13 protein-coding genes and 2 pseudogenes are annotated in these 15,799 nt (G+C 50.8%); 11 read left to right on the top strand and 4 right to left on the bottom strand.

Annotated elements, in window-relative coordinates:
* The first annotated feature begins 462 nt into the window (after positions 1-462).
* The 9 genes and pseudogenes from CLV58_RS28550 (at position 463) to CLV58_RS25120 (ending at position 10,778) form a co-directional block, all read left to right on the top strand.
* Positions 463-630, top strand: coding sequence for a hypothetical protein (locus CLV58_RS28550; protein WP_170108798.1), 168 nt, complete (start codon positions 463-465; stop codon positions 628-630).
* Between the two features lie 63 nt (positions 631-693).
* Positions 694-2,049, top strand: a complete 1,356-nt coding sequence (locus CLV58_RS25155; protein ID WP_106140603.1) for a TULIP family P47-like protein — start codon at positions 694-696, stop codon at positions 2,047-2,049.
* 33 nt (positions 2,050-2,082) lie between these two features.
* Positions 2,083-4,260, top strand: coding sequence for a TULIP family P47-like protein (locus CLV58_RS25150; protein ID WP_106140602.1), 2,178 nt, complete (start codon positions 2,083-2,085; stop codon positions 4,258-4,260).
* Between the two features lie 6 nt (positions 4,261-4,266).
* Positions 4,267-5,670: a TULIP family P47-like protein gene (locus CLV58_RS25145; RefSeq protein WP_106140601.1), complete on the top strand. Its 1,404-nt coding sequence runs from the start codon at positions 4,267-4,269 to the stop codon at positions 5,668-5,670.
* Between the two features lie 12 nt (positions 5,671-5,682).
* Positions 5,683-6,024: a hypothetical protein gene (locus CLV58_RS25140; RefSeq protein WP_106140600.1), complete on the top strand. Its 342-nt coding sequence runs from the start codon at positions 5,683-5,685 to the stop codon at positions 6,022-6,024.
* A 305-nt stretch (positions 6,025-6,329) separates the two neighbouring features.
* Positions 6,330-6,752, top strand: a pseudogene (locus CLV58_RS25135) (hypothetical protein); the annotation flags it as partial.
* Between the two features lie 1,008 nt (positions 6,753-7,760).
* Entirely contained in the window at positions 7,761-8,021 is a 261-nt protein-coding gene (locus tag CLV58_RS29295; protein WP_211300904.1) for a helix-turn-helix domain-containing protein, read from the top strand.
* A gap of 931 nt (positions 8,022-8,952) precedes the next feature.
* Positions 8,953-9,471: a hypothetical protein gene (locus tag CLV58_RS25125; RefSeq protein WP_106140598.1), complete on the top strand. Its 519-nt coding sequence runs from the start codon at positions 8,953-8,955 to the stop codon at positions 9,469-9,471.
* An 842-nt stretch (positions 9,472-10,313) separates the two neighbouring features.
* On the top strand, positions 10,314-10,778 hold the full coding sequence (locus CLV58_RS25120; RefSeq protein WP_106140597.1) for a transposase: 465 nt from the start codon (positions 10,314-10,316) through the stop codon (positions 10,776-10,778).
* A gap of 507 nt (positions 10,779-11,285) precedes the next feature.
* Here the strand turns inward: CLV58_RS25120 and CLV58_RS25110 are convergent.
* Positions 11,286-11,543, bottom strand: coding sequence for a hypothetical protein (locus tag CLV58_RS25110; RefSeq protein ID WP_106140595.1), 258 nt, complete (start codon positions 11,541-11,543; stop codon positions 11,286-11,288).
* A gap of 1,316 nt (positions 11,544-12,859) precedes the next feature.
* Between CLV58_RS25110 and CLV58_RS25100 the strand changes: the two genes are divergently transcribed.
* The gene (locus CLV58_RS25100) at positions 12,860-13,300 is read left to right on the top strand and encodes a hypothetical protein (RefSeq protein WP_106140593.1); all 441 of its coding nucleotides are present in this window, start codon (positions 12,860-12,862) and stop codon (positions 13,298-13,300) included.
* A 460-nt stretch (positions 13,301-13,760) separates the two neighbouring features.
* Positions 13,761-13,964, top strand: a complete 204-nt coding sequence (locus tag CLV58_RS25095; RefSeq protein WP_106140592.1) for a hypothetical protein — start codon at positions 13,761-13,763, stop codon at positions 13,962-13,964.
* 160 nt (positions 13,965-14,124) lie between these two features.
* Here CLV58_RS25095 and CLV58_RS25090 read toward each other — a convergent pair whose 3' ends face one another.
* The 3 genes and pseudogenes from CLV58_RS25090 to CLV58_RS28545 form a co-directional block, all read right to left on the bottom strand.
* Positions 14,125-14,598: an RES family NAD+ phosphorylase gene (locus tag CLV58_RS25090; RefSeq protein WP_106140591.1), complete on the bottom strand. Its 474-nt coding sequence runs from the start codon at positions 14,596-14,598 to the stop codon at positions 14,125-14,127.
* A gap of 8 nt (positions 14,599-14,606) precedes the next feature.
* Positions 14,607-15,011, bottom strand: coding sequence for a type II RES/Xre toxin-antitoxin system antitoxin (gene parS / locus CLV58_RS25085; protein WP_106140621.1), 405 nt, complete (start codon positions 15,009-15,011; stop codon positions 14,607-14,609).
* A 290-nt stretch (positions 15,012-15,301) separates the two neighbouring features.
* A pseudogene (locus CLV58_RS28545) lies at positions 15,302-15,799 on the bottom strand (PQQ-dependent sugar dehydrogenase); the annotation flags it as partial.

Below are 15,799 nucleotides of genomic sequence, written 5' to 3'. Positions count from 1 at the left end.
AAGAAATATGGCTATGATTAGATGACATATACGAAGACATTCGCATCAAGTAAACGGATCATTTTCAATGCTGAAGTCGAACGTGATTACTATGTATCAGCCAGTATCAATGATCGTCAGTTGACGATACCGACACGACGTTCATCCAGGTGTTTATGCTGACCCCACTTCACCTGCCAATGCCGCGCTCCACAACCTTTCCACTTTTTTCTATCTGTTTTTATGCACGAGTACATCAGTAGTATCGACCACTACCATCGCGCGAGACCCATATTCGCTCAAGCGCTACGCCGACAAGTATCGCCCTGAGGGCGACGTAGGGGTTGGAACTCTGTCGGCTATCGCCATGGCTGGCTGACGGCTTGTGCAAGCAGTCTGAACGGGCATCAGACCATCGTTGAAGATGGTAGTCGACTATTTATCGTCGTGCTGCGTAATCCGGTGGTCGGTTGATCGATCGAGATGTTGATTGGTGTTGTGAAAGGAAAATTCATAGCGCTAAGTCTGTTCGATCCGGCGGGCAACCTGCTTCAGCAACTGATTCTGCAGGCGGCTGGATCAGAACGGGTAGAGGTACCAGTCTCGTCGGGCATCACCATCTTGAAATTGAGCGCGTCGACGCAACAGTAGACCATCAAGCTGATTCGACACTAGAGTAAGTCAATCGATCGCTACTAAACAGACTAACCAATTATGAGAACATATGGTTACGATTACGCTTTTGCTGTTTCTGTGGACGAGGTTAACAAGATTTTAACGGATAACCTCAAAAACGTTGACCTGCAGATAGTCTATAATGGGAGTGACCCGCAAAGCGGTTCGACTATTCACCTGGCGGCAACCATGGCCCCCTGGCAAATCATCAAAGGTGGCCAAAACTCGCTGCTACGGTTTGCGATGCCCTTTTTATCCGGCCAGTTGACCATTCAGGGACCACTGGCCGGTCAGTACGATCTGACCCGTGTGTCGGTGCTGGTCGAGGTAACGCTGGGCTGGCTCGGTACCAGTGACACGCAGGAGACCCAGGGAAGTGGCGGCCTTACCCAACTGGTTTTCTCGCCCACGGGGACTCAAGATTCGTCGCAGTCAGGATACGTCGCGGTGGTCACCATCCTGGATCCTGATAAACACCTGGACACCGTTGCCACGGGATTGTTGCGCAGCTACACCGCTGCCATTCTGGTTGAAAACCGGGCTAAGATCAATTACATCTTTGCGGACGTTTTCCCCAAGCCAAGTGGGGTCAGCTCTTGGTTAACCCCCTATAAATGGATTTACTTCTACGCCACTGGGGCAACCTACGATGCGCTATGCTTTCTGTGCCAGCTAAGCGATAAGCCCTGGCCAACCAATCCTGCGTTTGATTCCAGCGCGCTGATGCCCGGCAACAACGCCGTCATTCTGATCTCTCAGGCGTCGTTTTTTGACCAGGTGGTACTACCTGCCATCCGGAAGGCATTCCCCGGCGGGACGTTCTCGCTCACCGTTCAGGCGGATGAAAGCTGTATCATCAGTAATTCAGGAGACTTCTCCGTGGCGACCAGTGCCGGCACCATTACGGCTAATTCATTCAAGCTCACCACGAGTGACAGCGGCAATGGCCTGAAGACAATCGCTTCAGGTGGGGGACCGCTTAAGTTTTTCTTTGGACTGGGCAACCTGCCCGATGCCAGCTATTCGTGGAGCTGCCAGAACACCAATGCGCTCCAGTTCGCCAACAACAACGTGACTTTTCTGAGCGATCCCCAACCAGTGACGCACCATGACCAGACCATCTATTGGTACGACTGGGTGATCCTGGTGGCGGTGGGCATCACCTCCTTACCGGGGTTGATTTCGGTGATCGTGGACAGCATCAACGACTTTTCGGACGGGGTTAACAATGTCGGTATTGGCAACATCAACGCCAATCTGGGCGGTGCCGTCTCGGGTTCGGTGGTCAATCTGGCTAATCTGGTCAACTGGTCGACAAAAGATGCACAGCATTTTTCAGCCACAGCTGCCGGGCTAAACGGCGTGCTGTATGTATACGGTAATCTAAATCAATAAATAAATTAATAACCAGGTTAACCTTCCCCAACTATGCTTACTATAGAAAACCCGACTGAACTGCCCGTACCGGAGGTCGTTGCGCAACTGCCGGTCAACAAGACTGCCGATACCAACGACTGGGATACGGTGTTTGCCATTCGTTTTAATGATGCTAACACCGCTATCGCCAATAGCTGGTCCACCGTCAGTGACAAAGCTAAAAATGTAGCGCAGACGGCCAGCGACGATCCATCCTATCAACTCAACGGCACGCTGGGACCCTGGCAACTGACGGTTGGCGGAGACGGGAAAAACATCCGCCTGAACTGTCCGTTTATCAGCGGTACCTACCAGGCCGGGGCCGCTAAAAGCTATGACGTCACTAACTACCAGGTGATCATCGAAGTGGGCATGCAATGGGTACCCGATCCGGATCAGTTCGCTTTTACCATCAGCGGTAACGATGAGATTAACACGATCAAGACGGATCTCAACAAGAGCGTTCTGAATGCGGCGCTGGTCGGCGAGTTCCAGAAAAACGGCAAATCGCTATCGACGTCGGCGACTGTCACGCTCATCACGACGGATCAGGACTGGCTCATCACCGATGGCAAGGCCAACTACTATCTATTTTACAACGCGGACAAATACCAGAATGAGTTTCTGCAGGTGTATCAGTTTGAGGATGCCTGGAAAAATAACCTCCAGCTACTCAAGGATGCGGTGAGCGGGGATCAGCCTGCCGTCGTGCTCATCACCATAAAAAACGATCAGACGCAGGGGATCGCAGCGGCGGTGTTGCCTGAATTGCTTAGCGAATGGTTCAATACCCATATCGGCGAGCTAAATCACGTGTTCAGCTCGCTGGATTTAAGCCCGAACCTGGACACGAAAGACAATTACAAATGGATCAAACCGACCGGTACCAGTTACGCGGTGACGGACAATGGTACGCTAGACAATAGCGTATTTGGCGTGCTGACCATGACCCGGGGGCGGACGGCTCCGGCCAGCCACCAGGTCTCACCAAATGCGATTCCCGACAGGGATGGTGCCAATGCCGGGTTCCTCATCAGTGGTACTGCATTCATGAAAGAGATGATGCTGGGCGGGGCCCGAACTATCTTCAGCAATGAACCCGACACCTCCTTTACTATTACCAACGATGGCTTGACCGTAACCAATAACAAGCAACTGACCTGGGGCCGCTTTAAAAAAGATGATACGGCAAAAGCCACCGTGTCGGCTTCGTACGCAGCGCAGCTGGACAACAATCAACTGCCGGATCAACTGGTGGCGGATCTGAAAGGGCAATGGATTTCAGACGGACAGGGCGGTGGTTACTGGGATCCAGGAATCATGGTGGCAGGCTACAGCGCGCACGTGACTAACCAGGGGAGTCACTGGTACTTGTCCAGCCCGGACGGCCAAACCGAATACCTGCTTGAGGTAAACGAGAGCAATGCGAGCCAGATCAACATGTTTGACTCGATGGTGTTTACCATCCAGGCCCAGCAGTTCAAGATGAGCCTGGACAACAGCTATCTGGAGATTCAGTTTATCGACCTGCTCTACCCGGAGAGCTGGGAGTATGATGTACACATCAACTATACGGAACAGGTAGCTTTGGGCCTGAAAACGTTAGGCGGCAAACAGATTTTCTGGTTTGATCAGGTCACAAAAGACTTAGTGGTCAACGTCACCAAAACGAAGACGGCGATCACCGTGGCCATTGTCGAAGACTGCGTCGTCGCCGTCATCGGTCTGCTGGCCGTAGTAGCGCCCTTAATCGATGGCATCCGAGCCGCCGTAGCGGTTGGCGAAGTCGTTGAAGATGCAGGCTCGGCAGCGATCTCAGCGGAGGGAATCGCCGAGGCAACCGAAAATACGCCATTGGTAGAGCAGCAGATGAACGAAGCGAATGGTCTGGCTAATGGCGTCGAGCAGGCCGGTGGCCGCTGGCCTGCCTTTAAGAACGCGTTCACGGCCACGCGCTGGAAAGTCCTGGGTGGCATCGCCGCCGTGATCGGGGCCGCTGTGGGCGTGCAGACGGCCGTCGAAGCCATCATGGAAGCGATGGCTAAGGATGAATGGGAAAAAGTGCCGGGCTTCGACGAGTTCGCCAACGACGCCATTGAGCCCTACAGCTGGCCCGGCGTCAGCGGGTATGATTTAAAGAATGCGGCTCTGGCCTCGTCGCTACAGATTGGTTTGCAAACTAAACATTGATGCGCCGTGACCTCAACCAATGAGCAGGCCGTCTATACATTTGGCTGGGATACCGCGTTTGGTATCCCAGTGCCAGATGCCAACAAGGCCATTGTCGACAAGAAGTCTTCACCGCCTTCGTTCGCCTACGCCGAAAGCAGCTTTACGCTGGCCAGCGACTTTGGGGACTGGCAGATCTGCCAGGGCGGTTCCGGCAAAAACGTCCGGTTCGCCATCCCCCTAAAGAATATTGTGCTGACTTATACCGCCAGCGGGACGTCGGTCTCGTGCGAGGCGGGTACGGCCGTCATGGAGGTAAACATGCATTATGTGCCTCATACAACGGCGGCGGTGAAGGATGTGGACAGTGATCCGCACGCGCTGATTGTCCAGGCCACCAGTAGTTCGCCGTCGCAACCCGCCGCCGTCGTCGTGTCGCTGACGCTCAGCCGCGATGTGGGAACGGTCTCGCAGGCTGTTATGCAGGAGGGGTTGAAAACTTGGCTGAATGGGCACCTGGATACGTTCAATCATATTTTTAGTGTAGTCGATCTGAACCGGAAAATCGATCAGGGGCAGTGGGGGTTTGTAACGCCCAACTACACCAGCTACGCCTACCTGGACGGCACCGATCTGGCGGGCAGTCTGCTGGGTGTGCTCACCATGACAGGTGATCGAACCGGCGACCAACTGGCTAATCAGCTGTCAAATGACATTATTCCGGCCCAGAGCCGAGCGGGCTTTCTGGTGTCGCAGCAACGGACGCTGGCGGATCTGGTACGACCCGCTATTGAACTGGCTTATCCTGGTTTGACTGCCCAAAACTTCCTGCTGAACGATGCCGGAACCGAGCTGTACCTGAAAGACGGGGTCACCGTCAACCTGAAACCCGTCGATCACGATGGCTCGACGTACTATCCCGTCCTGAAGCAGCTGAGCGTGGAGTCTACCGGCAGCATCCTGACGCTGCAGAGTTACACCGAGACGGAGATCGTGGCGGGCATCACGGCACAGTGCACGACTACCAACTGGTACAAAGTGCAGCTGGGTACGTCCAGCAAAGGGCAAACGTTGCAGTTTGTGGAAGCCCAACCCGCCGATGTACAACACGTTATTCATCAATCTGAAGGGTCCATTATTACGCAGTTGGTGATCGCCATCGTTGCCGCCATTGCGCTGATCATTCTGACGGTAGTCACGGCAGGAGCGGCTCTAGTGGTTGGCGGCTTAATTATCGGGTTGATACTGGGCGCGGACATGATTGTGCCCGACGTGATTCAGGACGTTAATACGGATACATCACCATCCATTGATCTGCTGCTGATCAATGCGGTCGCGCCGATCAAGTGGACAGCCAGTTCCGACTTTAGTTTAACCTATGCCAGCCTGAACGTGTCCCTTCAACTAGGTGGTAATCCAGGCTTTAGTTAAAACACACTAGCGATGACAACTAACCAACGGGCAGTGAAGCTACGCACGACTATTTCAGCCCCACCAACCGGACGTGTTGCCCTGGCGACCAATCAGCCAGTTCAATTGTCGTTTCTGTCGATGGGCGACCCACTCCCCACCGCCAGCGACTATGGGGTGCAGGAGGAGGCGCAGGTGGACCAGCTGAATCAAACGCTTCAGTATTTGCACTCGATTAACGACGTATTTTTCCAATGGTTGGAGTCGGATGCTACGCATACAATCTTGTTCGCCAACGAGCCGCTGACAGCCCTGCGCTCCGTGTTTCCTGACTTTGATACGTCTTTTAGGCTGTCCGCTAACCCGTTTAGTTGACCGGCAGTCCGCATTCACAACAAATCAGTTTTGTGGTAACTAAAAACTGATCTTGGCTTTAGCTGTTTGAAGAGGAACTCACTGGTAGCCTGTAGATTTGAGTCGCCAAACTTGAGTCTACCAAGCCAACACTGCCCAGCGAGTTCCTCGCTCTAATTTCGCCCTACGCCACCCTGTTTTCCAAACGTGTTTTCGTCCATGCCCAATTCTTGCTGGTGGATGCTATCCTCACGCCAGCCAAACGGACGATTACAACAGCCCTGCGCATTCTGGGCTTGTAAGACCACAAGGCTTTCCACAAGTATCACCGCGTGTTGAGTCACGCCAACTGGTCGGCACTGGAAGCCGGTCGGATTGTTCTCCAGCAAATACTTGTTGCTTCAGTGGGCGATAGACCGCTGGTGATCGGTATTAACGAGACGTTGAAACGACGATGGGGAGCCAACCTCACCGCACGAGCCATCTATCGAGACCCTGTCCGTAGTAGTGACAATCACTTCGTAAAATGCAGTGGACTTTGCTGGATGAGTGTCATGGTACTCCTGCACATTCCCTGGGCCAGTCGGGTGTGGGATTTACCATTCCTAACTGCGCTGACGTCCTTGGAGGGCTTTTACAAAGACAAAAACGCGCCCATAAACTATCCTGAGCCCTTAAGTGTGAGCCTGAGGTCCCCGGTTGAACTGATTTGTAAGGGTCCATGTGCACCGCTACTATCAGGCATCTGACCGACTGGCCACAGCAGAATGTTCAGCAGCAGTTTAGCTGGATTGACCGACCGAGTGGATTGGCAATTCACTTCCAGAACAAGCGCTAGAATGGCGGTAACGAGTAGCATCGATCGGGTGTACAGAATGACGATTGAAACGCGTAGTATGTGGGTAAGAATTTTTATCATGTCTGGATATGGCTACCTGCCAGGTAAGGCTTGAGCCGGTATGACAAACAGAACTACTGATCAGCGTGAGACGACGAACCGGCGATAAAGTCAGCCCTTTATCTGTCAGTCAGCTGAATGACTCAGGTCATAGGCTTGCTGCCTGTACCCTTACGCTAATACACAAACGGCTTTTCAACTGGTGAAGCATACATCGACGACTTACCAGCGGGGTAACAAACTGATCGTGTTGTTGACGCTTTTATCGAATCAGTGTGTTGCTCTTGGTACCATACCAGCGCGCGCCGGACAAGTGAACCGATACATCAGTACCAACAGCTACTATTAAAAAGGTAGTGGCATTGACGGGGGAAGGAACAGGTGCATAGACAAGAGCACTGCCAACGAAGCCGTCAGCTGGTCGTTTAGCCTTAGTCATGCGCTCTCGACGGATAACTAAACTGTCCCTGCATTCGTAGCAGGTTACGGGCAGGCAAGCAGGTTCCTGCTACGAATGCAGGGACAGTTTGTACGCTACAGCCACGTACGTAATCCTATCCGTTCAGGGTATGGGGGGATACAGGAAAATTTCTGTAACCGGCTTATCCGACCAGTCGGATCGCTATGATGACATACACGCTACCGGTACTGTAGCCAGCCATAACCAGTGGTTATTGTGCAGGTCAGATACCCTACCAGCGCTAAGTTTTCAAATGAATAGTCGCCCATACTATACGATACACCAAGTTATTTAGCTGGTATAATTCGTAATCACGCGTCGCGGGAACATTAGCTACACGGCTGTCAATAACCATAATTGTGGTTATTATATGGCAGATTCTTTTAAATTCTTTGGGGTGTGAAATACTTCAAGGATGGAGAAGGACTAGTCTACTTTGGAAACAGACTGCGTAATCTTCGTAAACAGAGAGGGTTAACCCAGTCTGAACTAGCCTTTTTGTGCGGCTTTGGTCAGAATCAGATTACCAACATTGAACGCGGGGAAACCAATACCAGCCTCAGTATAATTTTTCTCATAGCGCGCAGAATGGATATTCCATTGAGGGACTTGTTTGACTTTGAACTTCCCCCTTTACCACAATCTGATCAGCTACAGTAGTCATTTGGTGTAACTAACGCGGCTGAACTACTGCTGTAATCCGGACTATACTAACTATTAAGTCATGATCTACCAATTTATGAATTATAAACTATACTGCTTGACTGGGTACAATACGGTCAACTATAGCACATTCGATGTAGCCAATGATATGAACAAGAAGCGTATGAATTACTACCTGTTAGTTGATCTAAAGACAGATCAGTCTATGTCGACGGGCAGCTAGTCAGTCGAAGAAGACCGTTTTTCTCGAACCGATAAGAAAGAGTCCAGTGGTCTAACAGGTACAGTAAGCGTAGCAGGCTGTTTCGCACGCTACACTACTCCGCTCTTGTGCTGTGCATGCGTAACCTATAAAACGGGAGCTTTTCTTTTCGAAATGACGAAAACATTGATTGAAATCTGACGACTACACTGGCTTGATTCTCTTCCAGCGGCTGCGCAGCGGCCCCCAACCCGATTCCGTCCGTCTTCGCAACGGTCGGTCCGATGGGTTGGCACTAACCTTCTACATTGCTTCTAGTGTACATTTTAGCCTATACTGATCCGGCAGGGACCCGGTAAACAACCGCCGCTGCAAACCGTCAAAGACCGAACCTGTACAGAATGACTGATAACCACTGCATGCTTACTGGTTGCGCAGAGTCGGGCCGGTCAATGCATAGAAACGGCTTAACAATGAATCCGGCTCAGTTGACAATCTACTCCCTATTGACCAACTGATCGGTAACTGGCAACTCTGGCTAACCCTGTCCCCTATCTGTAGAATGCCGGGGAAATAGCCGTATTCGTTTTCCCGGCATTCTACAGATACAGCAATATAACGAATGACTCACAGCCCAAGAAGCTACCTCAGCCTAGTCCGCTTTACCGCACCACCAATAGCCTAATCAATTTATCAATGCCATACCGCGTAAACAACCTTCATGACATGCATGCCAATCTCCGGGATCAATGCCTCAGCGTGCTCACCAACCTGGTACTGGACAAGCAGTCTCTTCACCAGACCCGCATCCATCTGTTTAATCCTTTCAACGCCATTTTTCTGTCTACTTACCCTGGCAAGGCCGACTTTTTGACAAGTATGCTTATATGCGGCACCGAAATCTGGTTCACTACGCAGGCAGGTTATCTGCTCAGCCAGGGCATGGTAGCGTTGGAAACGCTGCTGGCACTATGCCGCCGACTCTCCACTGATCAGCGTATCCGCAGTTCCACGATAACCTATTCAGGAGCGTTGTTTGTTATCAGTCCTGACCGGAAATGCACGTTTGTTTGCACCAGCCGGTACCAGTTGCAAGAGCTGTATAGTGAATTAACCCGGAGTTTCACCCAGCTATTGGCCGTCCGCATTCATAAACCGTTGCGCACAAGGGAGCCGTACGCAATGCCCGGTTTCCTTACTATCCAACTGGAAACCCCGCTTGGTGACGATGAAATTATACCTTGATTACGCTCATCAGGCCATCCACCCGAGGCCTCATCGTATCGATGAACCGTAGGCTATCTTCAGTGTTTTCAGCTACCCGAAAACACCCCCAGTACCGGGTTGGAGAACATCCGATCCGGTACTGGGGGTGCATGGCCCCGGGCTCACTACTTTACTACTGCCGTTATTCTTCGCCTGATCTGATTGGTGCGACGCAGAACAGCGGTACAATGCTAAGTCCAGGATCTATCGATCCTACGCTTGCGACCGATAAACTGACCGGTCTGCGGTTGTCTTCATAGCTAACTACATATAGGCCCACATCAATTCTAAACCATTGGTACGGTCAATCGTATAAAGTCATAGGTAATACCGGGTATCTAACCATTGGTAAACCGAGCATGTATGCCGTATGACCAACAGGCAGCTGATTTTCAGCTATGTGTACGGCAAGTACGTCGCTGGGCAACCTGATCACTACCAGCAGTGCTATCAGATTGGCTAATCATGCCGGATTGAACGGACTACAAAGGCGTGGGTCCCTATTCTATATGGTCAATGGTACAGCTAGTCCGGCTACTCTATACTGCATCTGCGAGGAAAGTACCGGCCAATTGCGAGGAATGTACCGTCGCGGTCTCATGATTATTATTTTTTACCGCTGCCGGGTCCATAGACCCTACTGGTATACACAGTTTTAAAAAAAAGTAAAATGCCATGCCCTTGGCTTAATTAGCTTAGAAGCTGTTTGAGTTAGATCAGGTGGAAACGAGAAAGCCGCCAATCGGGGTTAGATTGTGTGCAGCAACCTTATTCCTCCGACTTAACGGCCTCTCAGTGGCAAGCCGGACCGCCGGAGCGGTATTGAAAAACTCATTTGCGTCCAACGCAAGAGTATTTGGCCCCTTCAACGGATTGTGGAAGCCATCTTCTATCTGACCAAAAATGGCCTCATCCGGCGAGACTTGCCCGAAGGCTTTCCGCCCTGGCAAACCGTCTATTACTACTTCCGCAAGTGGAGCAAGGACGATACATGTCTTTTGATTGCCAATGAATTGAGTATGCTGCACCGCCAGAAAGCAGGTAAAAATCCGCTGCCGACGGTGGCCATCATTGACGCCCAGAGTGTGAAGAATTCGGCCACTGCCACCCAGCAGATTGGCTTTGATGGAGGCAAGCTCAGTAACGGCCGCAAACGGTTTCCGATTGTGGACACAATGGGGCACCTGCTGGGACGCATGTGCGACCGGCTAACGTCGCTGATGGTAAAGCGGGGGTGGTTTGTTGGGAAGAAGCTGAGCATATCAATCCGTTACTGGACGACCTAGTGCTGATGTACGCCGATAAGACGTTAGGAGGCCATTTTAAAGAGCAGTTAGAGACTATTTATGACATGCGGGTGGTGATTTGGACGAATCCGGTTAGTAATCACTTGGCTGATGGTAAGCTGGTTATTCACAAATGGCGGTGGGTTGTTGAGCGGACTATCAGTTGGTTAGGCAACAATCGGCGGTTGGCCAAGGACTATGAACGTACGCTTTTGTCGGCTCGCAGCTTTATTTGGATTGCTCACATTCGACGAACGATCAAACGTGTTTTTCGCTAACTCAAACAGCTTCTTACAGTTGAATAAAGCATAATCTGGAAAACAGGATGTGATTTCACGTCCTGTTTTTTCGTTTTGGTACCGCTAAGAAACGTTAGGTTAATTTGTGGGAGTAGTGCTACGTTGTTAGCCAGGCCAGCTATTAGCCTGTCTGGACGCTCCAACAGAATCCTGCCTGTTGACCTTGAGTGTATATCACCCAAAAGATCCGAGTGGTCAGCTTAGTTATTTACAGCCCTAAAACGGCCTGCCATTGTCGCTGGAGTTGATCGAGATGCCAGCTCATAGGGGCACCATCAAATGCATCGGTGGGTAGATCGATTGAGTGCCCCTGCACGTCAGTCAGCGTAATAGCTCGTAATTGCCATCCCTGGTTGACCAGTATGTTTAATACACTGAAACTAGTATCAACACTGGGCATGACCCAGCGGCGTTGTTGATAACGCCCGGTGTCATCAATAGCGATAAATTGGATCGTATTGGTCATAAGCGTATCAGTGCCGGCTGCTGAACATTGAGAATGCCTTTAGACAAAAATGTAACCAGTATTTGCGGGGTTGTTTACGGGCTGACTCAACTAATGTATATCTCGGCGCTGGTGAAGCGCGAAGCCGGGCTACCAGTCTTGTCTATGTCAGAAGCATGCCCCAGTTCCACCACTCTATGATAAAGCCTGCCCAAAACTCAGCAGTTGTTTCTGCACGCTACCGGATTAATCTTTTTTGGTTGAAAAACAGCTAGAGCAGCGTCGGGGTGCCATCACGGAGGTTCCCTGAAACGCTGCATTGGCTAGTAGCGAAACTCGGACCAACTGACCGTGCAGGGGCTCAGTTGGCTGGCCATTATTGACCGGTCCGATACAAAAAACCGTCGGTTCGTCAGGTAGTGCGAATCCGTGATTCTCGATCCATGCCGGCCGGCCAGCTGTTTCACCGTATGGAATCAGGAGAACCGGCCGTAAGCCATGATTTTTATCTAAAGAAATTTTAGTTGATAGCTTCTCAACTGCCTTACGAGGTTGTTTAGGATTATGTTGCACGGATTTTTGGAGCTGCTACAGTTGACTGGACATTAAGTTAAGAACGATCTAACTTAGTGAGCCATGAAAACCACCAGAAGGCAGTACGACCGCTGGTACTGTCGTGAGAAACAACTTTTGGGTTTGTATTTTTTCAATATCTTTGAATTAACCAAAGGACAATCCTGCTAAGGCAGCTTGATCCTGTGTAGGCCCGCTAGTCGGGCCTACTTTTTTAACGGGAACTATAGTGCTCCCCAAAACCTGGACAGGGATGATAACTTGAAACAGTTAATTTCATACCTACAAAATGGCCAATAGTGGCCAATCCCGCCCGGCGCATCCACGATGCTCACTTCGAAACAAAAGTTGTCCTCGAAGTTCTCAAGGGCCAAAAGACGCTTGCTCAATTGAGCAGCGAATTTGGTATTCACGCTCAGATGATTACCGAACGCTCCGGCGTCCCGGTGGAAACGTCAGGCCCTGGACGGCTTACCCTCTTTTTAAGGAAATGAACAGAGCGGTATATGAATAATCGCTAAACATAATCCGGGGCTTTTCTCTCCCCGTATGCTACTGAATTTAGTCAACACTAAATCAGTAAGCCAATGTATATTAGTGTATTACAGCGAAATAAGAAAACTAGAAAATCGCTCGTTTTTGTTACCTAGACCTAGTCCAGCTTACGGGGGAAGGGTCTTTTTGCTCTACTGCAAAAAAGAACTTAACCCAAATAAGCTATATTGTGCCGGCGTCCGCCAACCAGCTATGTCGCCTAACCACTTATGAATGTTCTCGACAAACTTGAGCGCTATATTGACGAAGTTCCCCGGCAGTTGATGGCCCTCTCCGAAGATCAACTAACTGAACATTTGCCTGAAAAGTGGTCGAGGAAACAGATTCTAGGCCATTTGATTGATTCCGCGCTGCATAACTTGAAGCGGTTTACCGAGGCTCAATTTGCCGGACAGCTGTATCAAGTACAAGGCTATAATCAAAATCAACTCGTGATTGCCAATACTTATCAAACCCTTCCATTAGATCATTTACTAGGGTTATGGAGTAGCCTTAATCGCCAAATTGTCTATGTAACTAAGGCCATGTCCTTACAGCTTCGCAACCAACCCATTCGCGTTGGCGAAGTTGACGCCCCTACACAAACGTTGGCCTGCTTAGTGAACGACTACGTCCTGCACATGGAACACCATTTCCGAACGTTAATCTAGCCTCTGGTATAATTGGTTGGTTATTGGCAATCAGTGTAGCGGCTGACAAGCCATCAATAGTTCTTGCTACAGTCCCCTTGGTTAATTATAGTTGGGAAGCGTGTCACACACTTTGAGCTTTGCCTATCAAAGAGTCAACGTATCGACGAAAACGCTCGGTTTATGAAGTATATTCAGGAAAGCTCCTTCGTCTCATAGAGGAGTGTTTATTGAATTGTTGAGTTACCTCAAAGTACAAATACCTTCTATCATCCGTCTCACAAAACGCTCGCCCGTGATACGAAAGAGTGTTCATGCATCTGCTCCGAAAAACGAGCCTGGCTGTTGCACAAGGTTATTGGCTCATAGGCTTTTTCCACTCGAATAAAAAAAGACAACCTGGACGAGTAAGATTCAGTTAATGCCGTTTTCAATTTAGTTAGGACCCCAGAACGCCCAACAAGTAAACCCAACCAAGTAGATGGCTAAACTCATTAAAATACTGCTAACCATCGGTATGGTCTTGGTTTGGGGATGGACCATCTTTATGGGAACCTTTGCCACCCACGCTCATGGTCGACGAGCGGGCTGGCTCATTGGTCTTAGTCTGCTTGTGCTACTGGGGATCAGTTATAGCTACCAGGCAACGCATCCTAAAACCATTAAGGAATGGTTTAAAAAGTAATCATTTGAGGGGGTACACCCGCCACGGGCGTTTTCAGAAACCGTATTTAGCCTGAAGTTTTGTACTTTGATTAAATACGCATGTATACCCGTCTCTTCAAACACTCGCTCGTGAGACAAAGGAGTATTTATCGATAGGTTTCCTTGATAGGCTTACGGCATTATGAGCTTCGCCAAAGCCGGGGATCGATGGGGAATGGCTTGGCACTGATAACCTCAACTTCCGTAAACAACCCATGAGCGAGATGCAAGAGGTAGTTATGGGATTCGGCCACTACCGCTGAAGGGACACCCAGGGCCACCACATCCGGGGTGGCTAGCCAGCTAGCCATGAAACGGTGGTTGTCGGTAAAGCTAGCTTCATCGCGCCAATTAACGGGTAGCTCTTCCAGGCTGAGCACTCGTCGATTATCGGGAATAGCCAATGTTAATAGTATCAGTCGGGGCAGATCTTCATAAGCCAACGTTGGCAAGTGAACGAGTTGTTCGAGCAAGGCCAACTCAGGGCTGGCTGAAGTGTAGAGAATCCCCCGACCTGCGGGGTGCCAGCGGCCACTATGAAGACGGGCGCCTTCCGCAGACAAGGGTGTGCTTAGGAACCGCTCTTTAATCAAGCGATAAACGGTATGACTCATTGCTGACTTTACGCGTAGATGCCGTACTCAATCCGGCCTAGCACGGTGTGAACCATCCCAAAGCCAACCAACGTGTCCAACAACGCCAGTGGGGTTTGGCGGTGGAGTTCGGCCAGGGGCACTCTCAACCAGCGGCTCAACACATCGGCTCGCTCATCAAATACGTCCAGGCCATGACGAATCAGGGCTTCCAGCAACAAGAGCCGTTCGGAGGCATTACTATCGAGCCGCACATCGGGGCGTAGTCGGTGCAGTGTTCGCTCGGAGAGGTTGAGGATAGGGGCCATCTCTTTGTCGGTTAGGCCAATCAGCTGAGCGACCTCGTCCACCTTATGGCGATTAAGACCCGCACGGGCCTGCTCGACTAGTCCAAAGCCGTTATCTTCCCTGCCTGTTTCGACAACTAGTTCCACAGTGTGTGCTATTTGACACGAATATATATGCCATTTGGCGTAAATACAAATTAGGTAAGCCAATTTGGCTAAGTAGCCCGATCAAGCAGCGTTTTCTAAAATCTTCCTCGAAGGGATAAAAAAGTATTCAGTGTCTGCTTCAAAAAACGGGCGATCAATGAAATACGATCTCCGAGCGATCAGAACGGCAACCCTACATCATCTTTGGGCAGTTGCCACCAAAAAGCTCAAGGCCCAACTATCGATTAGTTGAGCCTTGAGCTATGTATCATCCTGGGCAAATCAGCTGGCTACTGCCGGATCAGCTTGACGGTCTGCTGCTGCGTGGCCGTGCTCACCTTCAGGATGGTCATAGCCTGACCAGCCGGGACCGGAACCACCACCCGCTCCGTACCAGACACCTGCGGAATCGACTGCTGATGCAGCCGCTTGCCCGCCAGATCAGTCAGAATCAATTCCACCGCCTGACCGGCCACTCCACCAATCAACGCATCGACCGATTCACCAACGACCGGGTTGCCCAGCACGACGACCGACAGCGGACTGCCTGCTTCTACCACCGCCTGACGACCGTTCGCTGGCGTTGTACAAGCCGCCAGCCAGCTGTAGCGGTAGCTGGCCTGCTGGGCGTCCTGGCTGGCCGTCAGGGTAATGGCCGGATTATCGGTGTAGAGCCGGATGGTGTAGGGACCAGGAGCGGTGGTAACAGCCAGCTCGTTGGTAATACCGAAGCGGATGGGTGAACCGCTCAGGCCGCTGTACTGGGGCGTCAGGCTAACCTCATACTG

This window comes from Spirosoma oryzae, from assembly GCF_003002825.1.
GTDB lineage: Bacteria > Bacteroidota > Bacteroidia > Cytophagales > Spirosomataceae > Spirosoma > Spirosoma oryzae.
This window is presented reverse-complemented; position numbering and strand designations above follow the sequence as displayed.